Here is a 15,819-nt window from a genome sequence, read left to right on the forward strand (position 1 = left end):
CAACCTTCCCAGAGGTCTAATTAATCTAGGTTAATTAGACCTTTTTTTACTATAAAAAGGATTACCAATGAATCAACGTTTACAACGTCTTGCCGATCAAATTCAGCGCGACCTAGCGGTTTTGATTCGTGACGAGATTAACGACCCACGCTTGACTGGGTTTGTGACCATTTCTAGTGTCAAAATCAGCCCAGATTTGGGTTATGCTGATATCTATGTCACCATCATGGAAAAGTCGATGGATGATGCCATGGCAAAAGATTATCATACTGAGAGCTTAGAAGTGCTGAACAAAGCATCAGGTTTTTTGCGTACTGAGCTCAGTCATTTGCTAAAAACCCGCACTACCCCACGTCTACGCTTTCACTATGATGAAGTGACCGCTAACGCTAACTATATGATGAATCTGATTTCTAAAGCCGTACAAAGTAGCGAAGGTCAGCCATCAGACGACTGATGCGTTGTAGGCCATGACGAGCCTAGACGAGCCTATTTGTCACTTTAAGTCATTAACAGGGATGTTGAATGCAGTTACTTTGGGGTATCATTAAGTTTATCATCATTATTCTCTCAAGTCTGTGGGTCGGGGTGTTTGTATGGACGCATCAGCCCTTAGGCAAATATGTCAGTCTGGCACTGATTAGTGTATGGGTATTTTTTACCCTCGCTGTTTTGGTCAGTATCATCAAACCAACCCTATTTTCACCCCTACTTTCTCACCAGTCTTTATTATTGATTTTTTTTGCGGTGGTGGCGATTGCCATTGCCAGTTTTTTTTCGATGTCAGCTAGCAATGCGCGTGATTGGAACCCTGAAGTTGCCCAAATGTTAGACTATCGGCTTGACAGTGATGGCAACACACTCACCATTAGCAATGTTAGAAATTTTGATTGGCAAGATAAAACCTATTTTCAGCCGCGCTGGGAAACTAGACAATACGACTTGGCAAAGCTGCAAACTGTCGATTTTATAGCCTCTTATTGGATGGGCGATGCCATTGCCCATACGCTAGTGAGTTTTGGGTTTAGTGATGGAAAGCAGCTTGCGTTATCCATCGAGATTCGCAAAGAAGTCAATGAAGAATTTAGTACGCTGGGTGGATTTTTTCGCAAGTTTGAATTGGTGATTATCGCTGCCGATGAAAAAGATATTATTTATACCCGTAGTAATATCCGTCATGAAGATGTTTATATTTATCCCATTAATATGCCAAAAGACCATATTAAAGCGCTGCTGCTTGCGTATCTAGCGAAAGCTAAGTCCTTAAAAACGCAGCCGACATGGTATAATTCATTGGTAAATAACTGTACCACGGCAATTTATGAGCTGATTGATGATATCCAACCTTTGCCATTTGATTATCGTATCCTGTTATCAGGCTATATTCCCAGTTATCTGTATGACCAGCAATTGATTGATAACCGCTATAGCTTGCAGCAGTGGCAACAACGGGCACACATTAACCCAAAGTCAAAGCCGTATTCTGTCAACCACCCTATTAGCGCAGCAGATTACTCGCAGCTGATTCGAACCGACTTTTAATGAATTGATAAATCCCTAACATGATGACCCAACCAAAAACAGCCAAATCCATCGTCTCTGGTGTCTTACTGATTGATAAACCGCAAGGGATGACATCCCAGCAAGTGGTATCAAAAGTCAAATACTTGCTCAAATCTGATATGCACGACAGTAAAAAAGCGGGTCATACCGGTACCCTTGACCCAATGGCAACAGGCTTGCTGCCGATTTGTCTGGGAGAGGCTACCAAGTTTAGCCACTACCAACTCGATGCCATCAAATCTTACCAAGCCATTATCAAACTTGGCGAGCAAACCGATACAGGGGATGCTGAGGGTGAGATAATTGCCACTTCTCCTTTACCGCGTGTGACACAAGCGATGCTACAAAGCGTCACTGAGCAATTTTTGGGTGAGATAATGCAGGTACCGCCCATGTACTCCGCGCTCAAAAAAGACGGCAAAAAGCTCTATGAACTTGCGCGTGAAGGTGTTGAAGTGGAGCGAGCAGCACGTCCTCTCACCATTTATAAGCTTTCACTTACTCCCCTATCCGCTCAACAGTTGGAATTAACCGTCACTTGCTCCAAAGGCACTTATGTGCGCGTGCTCGCTGAAGATATTGCCAAAGCGCTGGGCACGCTAGGACATCTGACAGCGCTTAGGCGTATACAGACGGGTGATTTTGAAATTGCCGATGCCATCCCATTAGCCGACTTTGCAGCGCTCGATTTTGCAGCGCGGTTTGATCAGCTATTAGCAGTGGATGCCTGCGTTCACTCACTACCAAGCTTACTATTAGACGATAGCCAATCAAAGCGCATCCGACAGGGTCAACGCTTAAACGTCAAGACAACCATGTTAACTCAGCAGCTTAACTTAACCGCCAATCAAACGTTTCGCTTGTTTGACGACCATCAGCAATTTTTGGGCACGGGACTACTTGAACCCAATGGGCGTTTACAACCGATGAAGCTGGTTAATTTAAACCCGCCACAGTAAGTCAGTAAACCTACCATCTTGCTAATTTTTTGCTGTGTTCACATAATTTGCTCAATGGGCGATGTGATGTCACAAAGCGAGTACGTTTTTTATGCATTGATACAAAACATGACGCTTTAGTAGCAGTTTTTATCCGGCGATTTCTTTATTCTTAATATTCTTAATGGTATTGATTCACTTGCTTCTTTGCTTAGCAAACTTTTCTAATGAAGCTTTGCTAATAAACACCATACAGCGGCTTATTTAGAGAACTTTATATAATTAATAAAAATATCATTAATAAAATAAAAATTAAATAGAAAAATCAAATAATAATCTCAAAATAAAACGCCCAAACTACAAAAGATGAATCGATAACAACAACAATTTTTTTAACTTTAATTAACTCACTTAAATAATGACATCAATAGGATAATTACCATGGCTAAGATTGCTATTTTACTTGATACCGACTTTGAACAAGTCGAATACACCCAAACCAATGAACTCCTTAAAGCTAAAGGTCACCAAACCACGTTAATCACCACACAACCAAAAAAACAAGTGCGCGGGCTTAATCATACTGATCCTGCTGACACTTTTACCGCTGATTTATTAATTGGTGAAGCCAACGCCGCCGATTATGATGCCATTGTGTTACCAGGTGGCGGTGCCAATGCCGATGCGTTGCGGGCGAATACTGATGCTCAAGCGATGGTAAAAGCATTCATGAATGCGGATAAACCTGTCGCAGCGATTTGTCATGCACCGTGGATTTTTGCGGATACCGAAATTGCCCGTGGTAAAAAATTAACCGCTTATAAAACCATTGCTGTTGACCTAAAAAATGCGGGTGCGCAGTTTGAAGACAAATCGGTGGTGGTAGACGATAATTTGATTACCAGTCGTCAACCTGAAGATATTCCAGATTTTGCTGAAGCGATTGACCAAGCATTGAATAAATAAGCTTTGATTTTGATAGAACATAAGAAAAAAAGGAGATTGCCATGCAACCGACTACCATGACAGATATTGAAAAAATGGAAAAGAAAGCACCTGACGCGACGTTTGTTGCTGACATAACGCCTAATGATGCGGATGAAGTGACTTCTGATAAACTCACCACCGCGCCACAAGAGCAGCTTGACCAGCTTCATAGCGAAATACCCAAACAGCCCACGGGTAACCAGTAAATTGAAAACTTGAATCTATTGAAAGCCTTAATAAATTCAACACCCTAATGCAAATTAGGGTTTTTTTATTGGGCAATATTTGGTAAAATAGTGCTCCTTTTTGACGGTTAACTACTGAGAAGCGTGGTTATCCTGATTTTTTTACACTAATCGACTCGATTGTTAGCCGATTAGGCTTCTCATTTTATGCTAAAAAAGCTAGGAAAATATTATGTTGACTAACCAAGACCGCGCAGACGTAATCGCAAAATTCCAACGCGCTGAAAACGACACAGGTTCACCTGAAGTTCAAGTGGCGTTATTAACAGCGCGTATCAATGACTTACAACCACACTTTAAAGCACACAAAGCTGACCATCACAGCCGTCGTGGTTTGATTCGTATGGTTAACTCACGCCGTACTTTGCTTGATTACTTAAAACGTAAAGATGCAGACCGTTATACTGCATTGATCAATGAATTAGGCTTACGTCGCTAATCTATCAGCGCATTATGAGCTTTATTCAATCAGCGGCTGCTTTTGGGTAGCCGCTTTTTTATGGGTTCAATATTTTTAGTGAATTTCTTTTCACTTTTACCCTCGCTGTTAGCTTAGTCATTACCCATCGTTTGCTATTAGTGGTTAAAGCGCAGTTAAAAGGTGGTGATTCGCCACAAAACTAGGTAAAATAGACAACGCATTGTGCCTGCACAATTGCAGTTTACACTTACTTTTTAAAAGTATTTTTTAATTTAGGCTGATTTAAGGCTGCTATCAAGCGAATTGGTAGATTGCTTCTAACGTTTGTATTTTTTGAAAAGAACACAAACGTTAGGGGCTATTACTAAAACTTAAATCGCCCTATTTCATCACACTAAGGATAAAACCGCATTATGTTTAATATCATTACTAAAGAATTCCAATATGGTGATCAACAAGTTACCTTAGAAACAGGTCGTATCGCACGCCAAGCTAATTCAGTCGTCGTCCACATGGGCGGCGTCTCTGTACTAGTCGCTGTTGTGGTAAAAGACGAGGCGCAAGCGGGTCAAAACTTTTTCCCATTGACCGTCAACTACCAAGAAAAAATGTACGCTGCTGGTAAAATCCCAGGTGGCTATGGCAAACGTGAAGGTCGCCCATCTGAGATGGAAACCTTGACCTCACGCCTCATTGACCGCCCGATTCGTCCATTGTTCCCTGAAGGCTACTTCAACGAAATCCAAGTGACCGCCACGGTGATTTCGTCAGACAAAAAACAAGATGCTGATATCGCAGCGATGATTGGTACTTCAGCGGCATTGGCGATTTCATCAGCGCCATTCAATGGTCCGATTGGTGCGGCACGTGTCGGTTTTATCAACGATGAATATGTGCTAAACCCAAACCATGAAGCGCTAAAACAAAGCTCGCTCGATTTGGTGGTCGCGGGTACGTCGTCTGCGGTATTGATGGTCGAATCTGAAGCCAAAGAACTATCAGAAGACCAAATGCTTGGCGCGGTACTATACGGTCACGCCCAGCAACAAGTCGTGATTGATGCCATTAATGAGTTTGCCAAAGAAATTGGCGTACAAAAAAACCAATTCGTTGCCCCTGCCGTCAACGAAGCCTTAGAAACTGCTCTACAAAATCAATTTGCTGCAGCGATTTCAGAGGCGTATACCATCAGCGAAAAAGCCAGCCGTTATACTCGCCTTGATGAAATCAAAAACCAAGCGATTGAAGCCTTAGCCGGTGACGCAGAAGCCGAAGGCTATGCCGACAACGTGGCACAAATCAAAGAGCTATTTGAGACGCTAAAATACCGTACAGTACGTGACAATATTTTGTCTGGCAAACCCCGTATCGATGGTCGTGACTTGCAAACTGTCCGTGCCTTAGACATCCAAGTTGGTGTACTGCCTTACACGCATGGTTCAGCGCTATTTACGCGCGGTGAAACACAAGCGCTCGTTACCACCACGCTTGGCAACAGCCGTGATGTGAACATGATTGACACCCTTGCGGGCACCAAACAAGACCACTTCATGCTGCATTATAACTTCCCAAGTTATTCAGTGGGCGAAACGGGTCGTGACAGCGGTCCAAAACGCCGTGAAATCGGTCATGGTCGTCTAGCACGCCGCGGTGTACAAGCCATGCTGCCAGATAGTGACCGTTTCCCATACGTGATTCGTATTGTATCTGACATCACTGAATCCAATGGTTCATCATCAATGGCATCCGTCTGTGGCGCATCACTGGCGTTAATGGATGCCGGCGTACCACTAAAAGCGCCTGTTGCTGGTATCGCAATGGGTCTGGTTAAAGAAGGCGAACGTTTTGCCGTGCTTTCTGACATCTTGGGTGATGAAGACCACCTAGGCGATATGGACTTTAAAGTCGCGGGTTCTGCCAATGGCGTGACTGCACTACAAATGGATATCAAAATTGAAGGTATCACGCCAGAGATTATGGAAAAAGCCCTGCACCAAGCGCATGCGGGTCGTATCCATATTTTAAATGCGATGAATGAAGTGATTGCAACCAGCCGTAAAGAAATCAACGCCCATGCACCAAACTTTGCAGTGATTGATATCGACCCTGAAAAAATCCGTGACGTGATTGGTAAAGGTGGTGCAACCATTCGCCAATTGACTGAAGAAACAGGCGCAGTGATTGATATTGATGACAACGGTACCATTCGTATCTTTGGTGAAAACAAAGCCGCGACCAAAGCCGCGATTGCTAAAATCGAGGCGATTACGGCAGAAGTAGAAATCGGCAAGACTTACACAGGTAAAGTGGCTCGTATTGTTGAGTTTGGTGCGTTTGTCAATGTATTACCTAACACTGACGGTCTGGTGCATATCTCACAAATCTCTGATGCGCGTATCGAGAATGTAAATGATGTGCTAAAAGAAGGTCAAATGGTGAATGTACTGGTACAAGACATCGACAACCGTGGACGTATTAAACTTACCATGAAAGGCGTGGATCAAACCATAGCGCCAACTGCACCTGCTGATACTGAAACGCCAGCGGCTGAATAATTTTATTAAAGTTTAATTGTCAAAAAATGAAAATCGCTTTATCGTATGGTAAAGCGTTTTTTTTTGGAATAAATTTTGGCAAACGCTATGAAAACATCATTACAGTAATTAAAAAAATGCCCGATGATGAGAAGGTTTTGACCGCGTTGATATTTTACTACTTGCAATATACCGATAACGAAAGTGAATCGCTGAGTAGCCCTCGATAAAATCTTAACCATTGAAAACTATTTAAAATAATAGCGTTAACGATAAACCATCACATTCAAATTGCTCACAGGCTGAAGGTATTTTTCCATTAATGGCAAAATATCTTCATCAAAAATTTTATCCTTTGGCAAAATGAGCTCATCACTTGCCAATATTGCCACACGGCGAATACCTTGATACCGTCCCCAATCAAACACAATTTTCTCTAACTTTTGTAACGCTGACACCATATACTCAACATGCGGCGGATTTTCAGCAAATTCTGTGATTGCCATATCCACGATGAACTGTGGCTTTGACAATGCCCCACCGACTGCCATACCCGCCAAATCACGCTGCGGGTTAAACTGTAACACATCACCGAGTAACAGCTGCGAACGCTCACAGGCTTGCTTGTAAATGGTATAATGCTCAGGATATAGCGATTGGTACTTAAGTAAGGCGCGATGACGAAAAATACCTGACACCGGGACGGGCATAATGAGCGCTTGATAGCGGTCTTGAAACAAGGTTTTTTTATCGACTTGGGTCAGCACTACTTAGCTTTCCAATTATTTGTTGGTGGTTATTTGTTGGCGGCTTTTTGCTGTTCAAGCTGTGCGACTTGCTGTTCTAGCAGCTGAATACGCTCTTCTTTTTTACTACTCAGCTCATTCATCATACGCAGCTGGTCTTGCATCATGGTTTCTTGCTCTTTTAGCTGCGCGCTCTGCTCTGACAATCGGCTCAGCTCTTCTTTGGCAAGCGCCGGATCTTCAGGCAGTGTCGGCGTAAGAATTTCTTCTGGCGTGATTGCCGGTAGCGCTGCGGTCTCATGGACTGAACTAGTGGTTGCATCCACTGCGACGGTTGACGCGGCAGGCAAGCTAGCGCTAGCTTGTGGTTTTACTATAGGCGCTGCAGTTTTGGGTGTTGCGTGTGCTTGGGTCTGCGTCTGTGATTGCACGGTAGCTTTGTTGGGCTCGCTTGACTGCCCCATAAAAAACCATGCCAAGGCAGCCAGTGCCAACCCTGCACCCACTAGCAACCCAAGTTGATTGCGTTTTTTTAACGTCCGTTTTGTTAGTGGTTGACTTGGCGGTCTTAAAAATGGGTTTGGGGTTTGGGGGATAAACGCTTTCATTTCGGGTTCTGTTTTGGTTAATACAACGGGTGGCGTCTTCTCGATAGTCTCGATAGTTTTTTTATCATTACTTTCTGGTGCGATGGGCTGTGGTTGCGCGCTATGCGTGTCTGATTCTAGACCTAGGTTTAGGTCTGGGTCTGGCTTAGCTGCTAACGGTAGGTTATCAATACCAAATATCAGCGCGTTATCGGTTGTCTGTGACGGTACGGGCTGTGACACTGTCGCTGTATTAGCAGTGTCTTGGAGAGTCACAGTGGTGTTGGGTTCAACAACGCTGGGTAGCTCATCCAAATCAAAATCATCAAAACTCAGCTTTTTAGGCGCGACAGTATCAGCCGCTTTTGTGTTATCTGCCGTATAGTCCGTTTTGCCATGAAGTAATTCATCTTCTAACTGGTTCAAATCAATGCTATCTAGCGAAAACGCATCTTTGATTGTTGTCGTTTCTGGGGATTTAGTCGATTGCATCGGCGGCTGATTAGTTGTATCAAGCTGCAACGGATTATCTGACACGTCTATCATTGGATTTTCAGCCAGCTGTGATGATGGATTGGCATCTTCGCTAGACGGGGCTGTAGAGTCATTGTCTTTTTTTAGGCTAAATAATTTCATGTTGGATCACTATCCCTATCCATGTCGGGCGGGTCAGATGTCTGTACGATTTCATGCTAGCGATGTATATACCAAGCTGGCATGAAAATGATGGTGTACATTCGTTTGCTTGTTACTATAACAAACCGCAATCAAAAATAACAACTTTTGGGACAAAAACCTACTTTAACCGCCATACTTTGACCAGCCTAATTGTATGACGGGCACTTAAATAGTTAACCTTGCCAAAATTTACCCAAACCGCTTAAACTTGGCTTATTTAAACCTAACAATACCCGCGCCATCGTCTCCATAATGAACAGTTTCCTGATGATTGGATTGCTGAATGTCAACGATCTCATCAGGTGTTGGGCGACGCTCGGTATAGCCACATGCCGTACACTCGATATACTCATCATACTCGGGCTGATATAGCTGAATCTGAACAACTTTATCCAGTGCTTTACAGCTTGGACAAGCCACCCCTGCCAAAAATTGACGTTTGGGGCGATTGGATTGATATCTCATAGTTTCTTCTTTTTACTAGCCTGTATTTTGACAACCTTGTTACCAAGCTTGGGTGTTGGCGTTATCGGTGTCATCGCTCAGCAGTTCATCATAGCTGCTGGTTAAAAATCCTGAGTGGCGTAACAGCGCATCAATACGGGCTTCACGACCGCGAAATGCCTCAAAGTTGGCTTTTGCAGATTGGCTACCGCCTTTGGCTAAAATGTTATCGCGGAAGGATTTGCCAGCGTTTTTATCAAAAATACTGGTCTCTTCAAACTTGCTAAACGCATCGGCTGACAACAGTTCTGCCCATTTGTAAGAATAATACCCTGCCGCATAGCCGCCTGCGAAAATATGACTAAAACCATTGGCAAAACGGTTATAACTGGCGGTCGGCATAATCGACACATCGGCACGCACGCTGTCAAGTAACGCCAATAACTGGGGATAGTCGGGTGCTGGGGTTTTGGCATGCAATAACAAATCAAATAGCGCAAACTCTAGCTGGCGCAGTGTTTGCATGCCGCTTTGGAAATTTTTGGCAGCGAGCATACTTTGTAGCATGCGCTCTGGCAGTGTTTCGCCTGTATCGACATGACGGCTGATTAATGCAATGCCTTCAGGGTGCCATGCCCAGTTTTCCATAAACTGACTGGGTAGCTCAACTGCATCCCATTCGACGCCATTCACGCCTGCCACATCGCCCACATTCACTTCAGTCAGCAGATGATGCAGCCCATGTCCAAACTCATGAAAGAGCGTTAACACTTCATCATGGGTTAATAAGCTGGGTTTGCCGCGCTGTGCACCCGTTGGCGCAGGGGTAAAGTTTGCCACCATAAAACAAACGGGTAACTGCTGATAACCGCTATCATCGTGTTGATAACGCGCTTGAAAGCCACTCATCCATGCGCCACCGCGTTTGCCAGGACGGGCATATAAATCAAAATAAAAACCACCGATAAGCTGCTGATGTTCATTAAAAACTTGATAAAAACGCACGTCATCATGCCAGCGCTGCGTGCTTGCAGTTTTATCTTCAATCTGAATGCCATACAGTTTTTGCACAATCTCAAATAAGCCTACGATGACCGTCGGCACTGGGAAGTACGGACGCACTTGTTCTTGCGATAGATTAAATTGACGTTGTTTAACCTTTTCTGCCAGATACGCCGTATCCCAAGGTCGCACCTCATCGCCCTCATCACCGATGCCAAACGCCAACCCTTCAACTTGCAGTTGTTTTAAATCTTGCATGGCAAAGGGTCGTGCTTTGTCTGCCAAATCCCGTAAAAACTGCTCTACAGTGTCGACATTGTCCGCCATTTTGGTGGCAAGCGATAACTCAGCAAAATTGTCATAGCCCAATAACTGGGCTTTTTGTGCGCGTTTTGCCATGATATCCGCCATGATATCGGCATTGTTAAATTCTGGCTGCGCTGACAGTTCAGAGGCACGGGTGACATACGCACGATACAAGGTTTCGCGTAACTCGCGGTCATCGGCATAGGTCATCACCGCAAGATAGACTGGGATATCAAGTGTCGCGACATAAGGCGTTGCCAATACTTGCTCCGGGAATTTTTCTGTGTATCGGTTACCCGCATCTGCCAGCATGGCAAGCGCAGATTCAGGCAGTCCTGCCAGTTGCGATTCGCTTAACGGTAAAAAGTAGCTTTGGGTAGCATCGAGCACGTTATCGGAGAATTTAGCCGATAGCGTAGATAACTCGCTGGCAAGGGTGGCAAATTGCTGTTTTTGCGCCTCCGCTAAACCCACACCAGATAACTCAAAACTTTGTAGCGCCAAAGTCAACGAGCGTTGTCTTGCAGGCTCTAAACGCTCAAAAAATGACTGATCGCTCACCACACGCTGATAGCGTTGATACAGCGGTAGATGTTGACCAACCGCGGTGCCGTAAGCAGAAAGCGCGGGCAATAATGCATGATGCAGCGCACGAATTGGCTCATCACTGACCACGCTATTTAAGTGCGATAGCAAGCCCCAACTACGGTCCAATGCCAAATTCACATGGTCAAAGGCGATAATATCATTGAGCGCTTGCTGGCTGCTGAGCTGTGCATCGTTAACTTGGCTATTAGCTTGCCCAGCTGTATTATCGAGGTCATCGAGCCCAGCTTCATCATCGAGCATAGTCAAAAACGCATGTCCATTCGCCAACGCCCCATCGATTGCCGTCTTGAGTCGCTCAAGCGCTAATTGATTAAATTCAACAAGGTGCAAATTTTCTGTCGGATTTTCTACATCGTTGGTCATACTGTTTTCCAATTTTTTATCGCTCGTTGATGATTGAGAGTAAAAGTCGTCATTGCCCAAAATTTTAGCATAAAAACCGCAACGCTTGGCAAAGCTACCCCATTTTGCTACACGGCTTTGCGACATACGTTTGCGACATAAATGTCGACAACCATTATATTGTGACAATTTTTTGTCAAAACAAGCCAGCGGTACAATTTCACGTTAAAATAATGCCATGTTTATCACTGTGATTTTATTATGCGCTTACTAACACCTAAAAAAATAACACCTAACCCAGTAGCATCTGACGAAATAGTATCTAACCAAGTAGCAGGCGCCAAACAACCAAAAAACAGCCTAATCATCACCAGTTATAACATCCATAAAGGCATGTCACCCCTCAATCGTTTTGTCAAAATGGCAGGCATCGCTGCGGCCCTTAACCAAGTGCAATCTGATATTATCTGTTTGCAGGAAGTCCAAGGTCAAAATCTCAAACGCGTGGTGAAATACAATGAATTTCCCGACCAGTCCCAACATGAATGGTTTGGCGAGTATTTACAGCTTGAAAACAGCTATGGCAAAAACGTCGAATATAATCACGGTCATCATGGCAATGCGGTGCTAAGTCGCCATCCGCTCGACCCCAAACACAATGTCAATATCACAGTGAGCCGCCTTGAGCAGCGTGGTGTGTTGCACTGCGAAATCCTGCCCAAAGGCTGGCATACGCCCATTATCGTGCTTTGCGCGCATCTAAACTTAAGGGAAAATGACCGTGAAAAACAATATGAGGTGATGAGCCAGTATATCAATAACGAAATCGACCAATCCACGCCGCTGATATTGGCAGGCGACTTCAATGACTGGAAAAAATTATCCTGTCGAAAGCTTGGCTGTGACCTTAATTTACAAGAAGCTGTGCTGACCCACCATGGCAAATTACTGCCCACCTTCCCTGCCAAGCTTCCGGTATTAAGCCTTGACCGTATCTATGTTCGCAACCTACAAGTACACCGTGCTTGGGTGCATAAGGGACAACCTTGGTCAAATCTCTCTGACCATTTGCCGGTTAGTGCCGAGGTCAGTCTGCTGCCAAATTAAAGATTAAAAGATTAACAGATTAAATTTGCATGATTTTTGCACAAAGGTAGCCTAGCAATTTTTATAGACACGACTGTCAATTTTTGTCCTAGCCAAACCCGATTTGACGTTTTAAGCCTCAGGCTTTAGACGTCAGACTTTAGACGTCGGTTAGCCAAATTGACGCTACACTGGAAATCCCCATGCAACCAAAATTACTCATTATTTTTGCGATATTAGGCATCACTGCACTCGCTATTTTTAACCTAATATCATCACATCGTACCCAGCAAGTCATTGCATCCAATCAAGCCAATAGTAGTGCCGCCTCGGCGCCCCTAGCCATAGCATCAAACGATACGCCATCGATTGGCGAGCAGCCCAAACAAGCGCTTGATAAGGCAACAACAGATTTGAATCAAGCCGCCCAAACCTCATCCAACAACTTGGCAAGCGCAGAGAAAACCACGCAATAATCAGTTCGCGTAATTGATTTTAGTACCGCCACGCAAGACTGGTTAAAGGGCATCAAGTGGCTAATATTAAATCGCTATTGTTAAATAGTTAAGATTGAATAGTCAAAGGCGTTTTTTGTTCTAGCAGGTATTTGTCTCAACGATAAAAAAAAGGGCAAATTGTATTGCCCTTTTTTTTCATTAACGAGATTTGTTGCGCGCGTTACTTTTATTTTTAGCGCTTTTTGCTTTCCTGACGCTCTCATTTGGCTTAGATGGCGCGTTAGGAGTGGATGACGCTTGCGATTGACCGCGACTTTTGCCTTTACCGCGATTATTAAATGACGATTTTTCCAGCTGTGCCACCAAATCAAAATCAATCTGCTGGGTCTCCATATTGACGGCAGCGACTTTGACACGGATTTTATCACCGAGTCCAAACACCAGTCCTGATTTTTCACCGAATAACTGCTGCGCCTTGTCATCATATACAAAGTAATCCTCGCCCAAATGCGAGATATGAATCAAGCCATCAATGAATAAATCGGTGAGAGTCACGAACAAGCCAAAATTGGTCACTGTCGTAACCACCGCATCAAACGCTTCACCGATATGGTCTTTCATATAATGGGCTTTGAGCCACTGCTCAACAAAACGGCTGGCTTCATCGGCACGGCGCTCTGTCATTGAGGTCTGTTCACCCGCATCTTCTAGTGACCAATCTGGCAGCGGCGCTTTTTTGCCCGTCACTTTCGCTTTGATGGCACGGTGTAGCATCAAGTCGGGATAACGGCGAATCGGTGAGGTAAAGTGGCTGTATTCCTCATACGCAAGCCCAAAGTGTCCGATATTAGTCGGTGCATAGTTGGCTTGCTGCATGGAGCGCAGTAACACGCTATGGATACTAATCGCATCAGGACGCTCACGTGTCGCTTCAATGATACGCTGATAATCTGCCTGTGTCGGGTTTTCTTCAGGAAATGACAAACCAAAATGCTTCACAAAGTCACTGACGCGAGCGGCTTTTTCTGCCTCTGGGGTATCATGATTGCGATACAAAACCGGCAATTCATGCTTGAGCGAAAACTCAGCCGCGCAGGTATTGGCAAGTAGCATCATCTCTTCGATGAGCTTATGCGAGTCACCACGCGTCCGTGCCACAATGGCGCTGATTTTGCCGGCTTCATCAAACTTAATATAAGTCTCTTGGGTTTCAAACTCCATCGCATGGCGCTGTTCGCGTTTGACCAATAGCACTTTGTACAAATCATACAGCACATCAATCGATTTTTTGACCGCTTTATTACCGGTGATAGTGACAGGCACTTCGGATTTGGGCGTTTCCCCTTGAGCTTGGGCAAAATAATCATTGACTTGGTTATAAGTCAATCGCGCTTGAGAGTGCATCACGCTTGGATAAAACTCATAGCTAGTCACGTTGCCGCTACGCGATAGTACGATATCGGCTACCATACACAAGCGGTCAACACTTGGGTTTAAAGAGCAAAGCCCATTGGAGAGTTTTTCAGGGAGCATCGGCACCACAAAATGCGGGAAATACACCGATGTACCACGCTCATAGGCTTCTTGGTCAAGTACTGAGTTGGCAGTCACATAATGACTGACATCGGCAATCGCGACGACCAAGCGGTAGCCACCGCCGCGACGTTTTTCGGCATAGACAGCATCATCAAAGTCACGCGAGTCTTCGCCATCAATGGTGACTAGCGGCAAGGCACGTAAGTCGATACGGTCTTGATAGTCTTTTTGTGTCGGCTCTTTGTACGCATCGACTTGCTGCATGACTTTTGGGCTAAAATCATGGGGAATATCGTAATTTAGCAGCGTGGTTTTGATAATCAATTCACGCTCGTTATCATCGACCAAGCTTTCAGTAATTTTCCCCGTCGCGTATTCATGTTGGGTGGGATAGTCGATGATATCGACTTTCACGGGGTCACCCATTTTAAGTTGTAGCGCTTCGACGTTTTCTTCCGTCACCGTAATCGGTTGATGATTGTTTGGGCTAATGAGTTCTACGAAATAACCATCGTCATCTTTTGCAAGTTTACCGATATATTGTAGCTGGGCATGGGACACCACCGACAGTACACGACCCATCATACGACCACGGTTGTCGGTACTAGTGGCGATAGCTTTTACTTTATCGCCATGAAATACCCAGCGCATTTCGGTTTCATTCAAAAACAAATCCGGCATATCCTCAAGCACGACAAAGCCAAAGCCTTTGGCATGGGCAGCGACCACGCCAGTCACGGCATCGTTCTCAGTCAATGGGCGATAAATGTAAGGATTGCCACCGTCGGCATCACGGCTTAATTGTCCATCACGCAGCATGGCTTTTAAGCGGTTGCCCAGTGCGTCGTACTCATCATCATCTAAATCAAAAATCGTCGCAAGCTCGTGTTGGGTAGCTTGTCCGCGCTCAAGTAGGGTTTGCAAAATCAGTACACGGCTTGGAATCGGGTTGTCATAGTTGGCTGCTTCAACAGCGGCATTGGGGTCTTGCCAATTTTTCATATTGTTGTCGTCTTTTCTTATCATTTAAAATTTGTCATTTAAACTTTGTCAGTCAAATTATTTTATCATTTTCGTTAAATGCTAGGGGAAGTATTATCCATCACAGCGATAAAATCATGTTAAAATTTTGTTGCTCAGCTTAGCTTTAGTTCAGGCTTTAGCTCAGCTTAGGTTGCTTTAGGCTTTATCGCATTGTATATGGGTGCGTTGCAAGCGTTTTTAAATGGTTGGTTTTTAAATGGTTCGTTTTAAGTTTTAATTTAAGTTTTAAGTAAGCTTTAATATAGCTGGCTTCGATAGCGAAAATATAGTTGGCTTCACTAATGAATGTTCAA

General features: G+C 44.4%; 14 protein-coding genes. 9 read left to right on the forward strand and 5 right to left on the reverse strand.

What is annotated here, in order from left to right; all coding sequences use genetic code 11:
• Positions 1–67: 67 nt before the first annotated feature.
• The 7 genes from ACAM39_RS10275 (at position 68) to pnp (ending at position 6,709) form a co-directional block, all read left to right on the forward strand.
• Complete coding sequence (locus ACAM39_RS10275) at positions 68–457, forward strand: ribosome-binding factor A (RefSeq protein WP_007115084.1); 390 nt, start codon at positions 68–70, stop codon at positions 455–457.
• Positions 458–525: 68 nt separating this feature from the next.
• Positions 526–1,542: an Lnb N-terminal periplasmic domain-containing protein gene (locus ACAM39_RS10280; RefSeq protein ID WP_369627610.1), complete on the forward strand. Its 1,017-nt coding sequence runs from the start codon at positions 526–528 to the stop codon at positions 1,540–1,542.
• A gap of 20 nt (positions 1,543–1,562) precedes the next feature.
• Positions 1,563–2,522 (forward strand): tRNA pseudouridine(55) synthase TruB, encoded by a 960-nt coding sequence (truB, locus tag ACAM39_RS10285; RefSeq protein WP_369627611.1) that lies wholly within the window; start codon positions 1,563–1,565, stop codon positions 2,520–2,522.
• A gap of 420 nt (positions 2,523–2,942) precedes the next feature.
• The gene (locus ACAM39_RS10290; protein WP_369627612.1) at positions 2,943–3,467 is read left to right on the forward strand and encodes a type 1 glutamine amidotransferase domain-containing protein; all 525 of its coding nucleotides are present in this window, start codon (positions 2,943–2,945) and stop codon (positions 3,465–3,467) included.
• A 41-nt stretch (positions 3,468–3,508) separates the two neighbouring features.
• A complete protein-coding gene (locus ACAM39_RS10295; RefSeq protein WP_369627613.1) occupies positions 3,509–3,694 on the forward strand; it encodes a hypothetical protein in 186 nt (61 codons plus the stop codon).
• Positions 3,695–3,902: 208 nt separating this feature from the next.
• The gene (gene rpsO / locus ACAM39_RS10300) at positions 3,903–4,172 is read left to right on the forward strand and encodes a 30S ribosomal protein S15 (protein ID WP_135890029.1); all 270 of its coding nucleotides are present in this window, start codon (positions 3,903–3,905) and stop codon (positions 4,170–4,172) included.
• Positions 4,173–4,567: 395 nt separating this feature from the next.
• On the forward strand, positions 4,568–6,709 hold the full coding sequence (gene pnp, locus ACAM39_RS10305) for a polyribonucleotide nucleotidyltransferase (RefSeq protein ID WP_369627614.1): 2,142 nt from the start codon (positions 4,568–4,570) through the stop codon (positions 6,707–6,709).
• A 245-nt stretch (positions 6,710–6,954) separates the two neighbouring features.
• Here pnp and ACAM39_RS10310 read toward each other — a convergent pair whose 3' ends face one another.
• The 4 genes from ACAM39_RS10310 to ACAM39_RS10325 all read right to left on the reverse strand — a co-directional run bounded on the left by ACAM39_RS10310 (position 6,955) and on the right by ACAM39_RS10325 (position 11,423).
• On the reverse strand, positions 6,955–7,455 hold the full coding sequence (locus ACAM39_RS10310; RefSeq protein WP_369627615.1) for a hypothetical protein: 501 nt from the start codon (positions 7,453–7,455) through the stop codon (positions 6,955–6,957).
• A 29-nt stretch (positions 7,456–7,484) separates the two neighbouring features.
• On the reverse strand, positions 7,485–8,657 hold the full coding sequence (locus ACAM39_RS10315; RefSeq protein ID WP_369627616.1) for a hypothetical protein: 1,173 nt from the start codon (positions 8,655–8,657) through the stop codon (positions 7,485–7,487).
• Between the two features lie 255 nt (positions 8,658–8,912).
• On the reverse strand, positions 8,913–9,164 hold the full coding sequence (locus ACAM39_RS10320; protein ID WP_100285209.1) for a YheV family putative metal-binding protein: 252 nt from the start codon (positions 9,162–9,164) through the stop codon (positions 8,913–8,915).
• Positions 9,165–9,203: 39 nt separating this feature from the next.
• Positions 9,204–11,423 (reverse strand): M3 family metallopeptidase, encoded by a 2,220-nt coding sequence (locus tag ACAM39_RS10325; protein ID WP_369628606.1) that lies wholly within the window; start codon positions 11,421–11,423, stop codon positions 9,204–9,206.
• Positions 11,424–11,663: 240 nt separating this feature from the next.
• Here ACAM39_RS10325 and ACAM39_RS10330 point away from each other — a divergent pair, with 240 nt between their 5' ends.
• Positions 11,664–12,509 (forward strand): endonuclease/exonuclease/phosphatase family protein, encoded by an 846-nt coding sequence (locus ACAM39_RS10330; protein ID WP_369627617.1) that lies wholly within the window; start codon positions 11,664–11,666, stop codon positions 12,507–12,509.
• Between the two features lie 182 nt (positions 12,510–12,691).
• Entirely contained in the window at positions 12,692–12,964 is a 273-nt protein-coding gene (locus tag ACAM39_RS10335; protein ID WP_369627618.1) for a hypothetical protein, read from the forward strand.
• A gap of 180 nt (positions 12,965–13,144) precedes the next feature.
• On the opposite strand, the gene rnr is transcribed toward ACAM39_RS10335, so the two are convergent.
• On the reverse strand, positions 13,145–15,484 hold the full coding sequence (gene rnr / locus ACAM39_RS10340) for a ribonuclease R (protein WP_369627619.1): 2,340 nt from the start codon (positions 15,482–15,484) through the stop codon (positions 13,145–13,147).
• Positions 15,485–15,819 lie beyond the last annotated feature (335 nt).

Source organism: Moraxella sp. K02, from assembly GCF_041154755.1.
In the GTDB taxonomy this organism is placed as follows: domain Bacteria; phylum Pseudomonadota; class Gammaproteobacteria; order Pseudomonadales; family Moraxellaceae; genus Faucicola.

Coding starts and splice junctions, on each gene's coding strand:
- ACAM39_RS10275 (WP_007115084.1), top strand. CDS start 68: ATGAATCAACGTTTACAACGTCTTGCCGATCAAATTCAGCGCGACCTA.
- ACAM39_RS10280 (WP_369627610.1), top strand. CDS start 526: ATGCAGTTACTTTGGGGTATCATTAAGTTTATCATCATTATTCTCTCA.
- truB (WP_369627611.1), top strand. CDS start 1,563: ATGATGACCCAACCAAAAACAGCCAAATCCATCGTCTCTGGTGTCTTA.
- ACAM39_RS10290 (WP_369627612.1), top strand. CDS start 2,943: ATGGCTAAGATTGCTATTTTACTTGATACCGACTTTGAACAAGTCGAA.
- ACAM39_RS10295 (WP_369627613.1), top strand. CDS start 3,509: ATGCAACCGACTACCATGACAGATATTGAAAAAATGGAAAAGAAAGCA.
- pnp (WP_369627614.1), top strand. CDS start 4,568: ATGTTTAATATCATTACTAAAGAATTCCAATATGGTGATCAACAAGTT.
- ACAM39_RS10315 (WP_369627616.1), bottom strand. CDS start 8,657: ATGAAATTATTTAGCCTAAAAAAAGACAATGACTCTACAGCCCCGTCT.
- ACAM39_RS10320 (WP_100285209.1), bottom strand. CDS start 9,164: ATGAGATATCAATCCAATCGCCCCAAACGTCAATTTTTGGCAGGGGTG.
- ACAM39_RS10325 (WP_369628606.1), bottom strand. CDS start 11,423: ATGACCAACGATGTAGAAAATCCGACAGAAAATTTGCACCTTGTTGAA.
- ACAM39_RS10330 (WP_369627617.1), top strand. CDS start 11,664: ATGCGCTTACTAACACCTAAAAAAATAACACCTAACCCAGTAGCATCT.
- ACAM39_RS10335 (WP_369627618.1), top strand. CDS start 12,692: ATGCAACCAAAATTACTCATTATTTTTGCGATATTAGGCATCACTGCA.
- rnr (WP_369627619.1), bottom strand. CDS start 15,484: ATGAAAAATTGGCAAGACCCCAATGCCGCTGTTGAAGCAGCCAACTAT.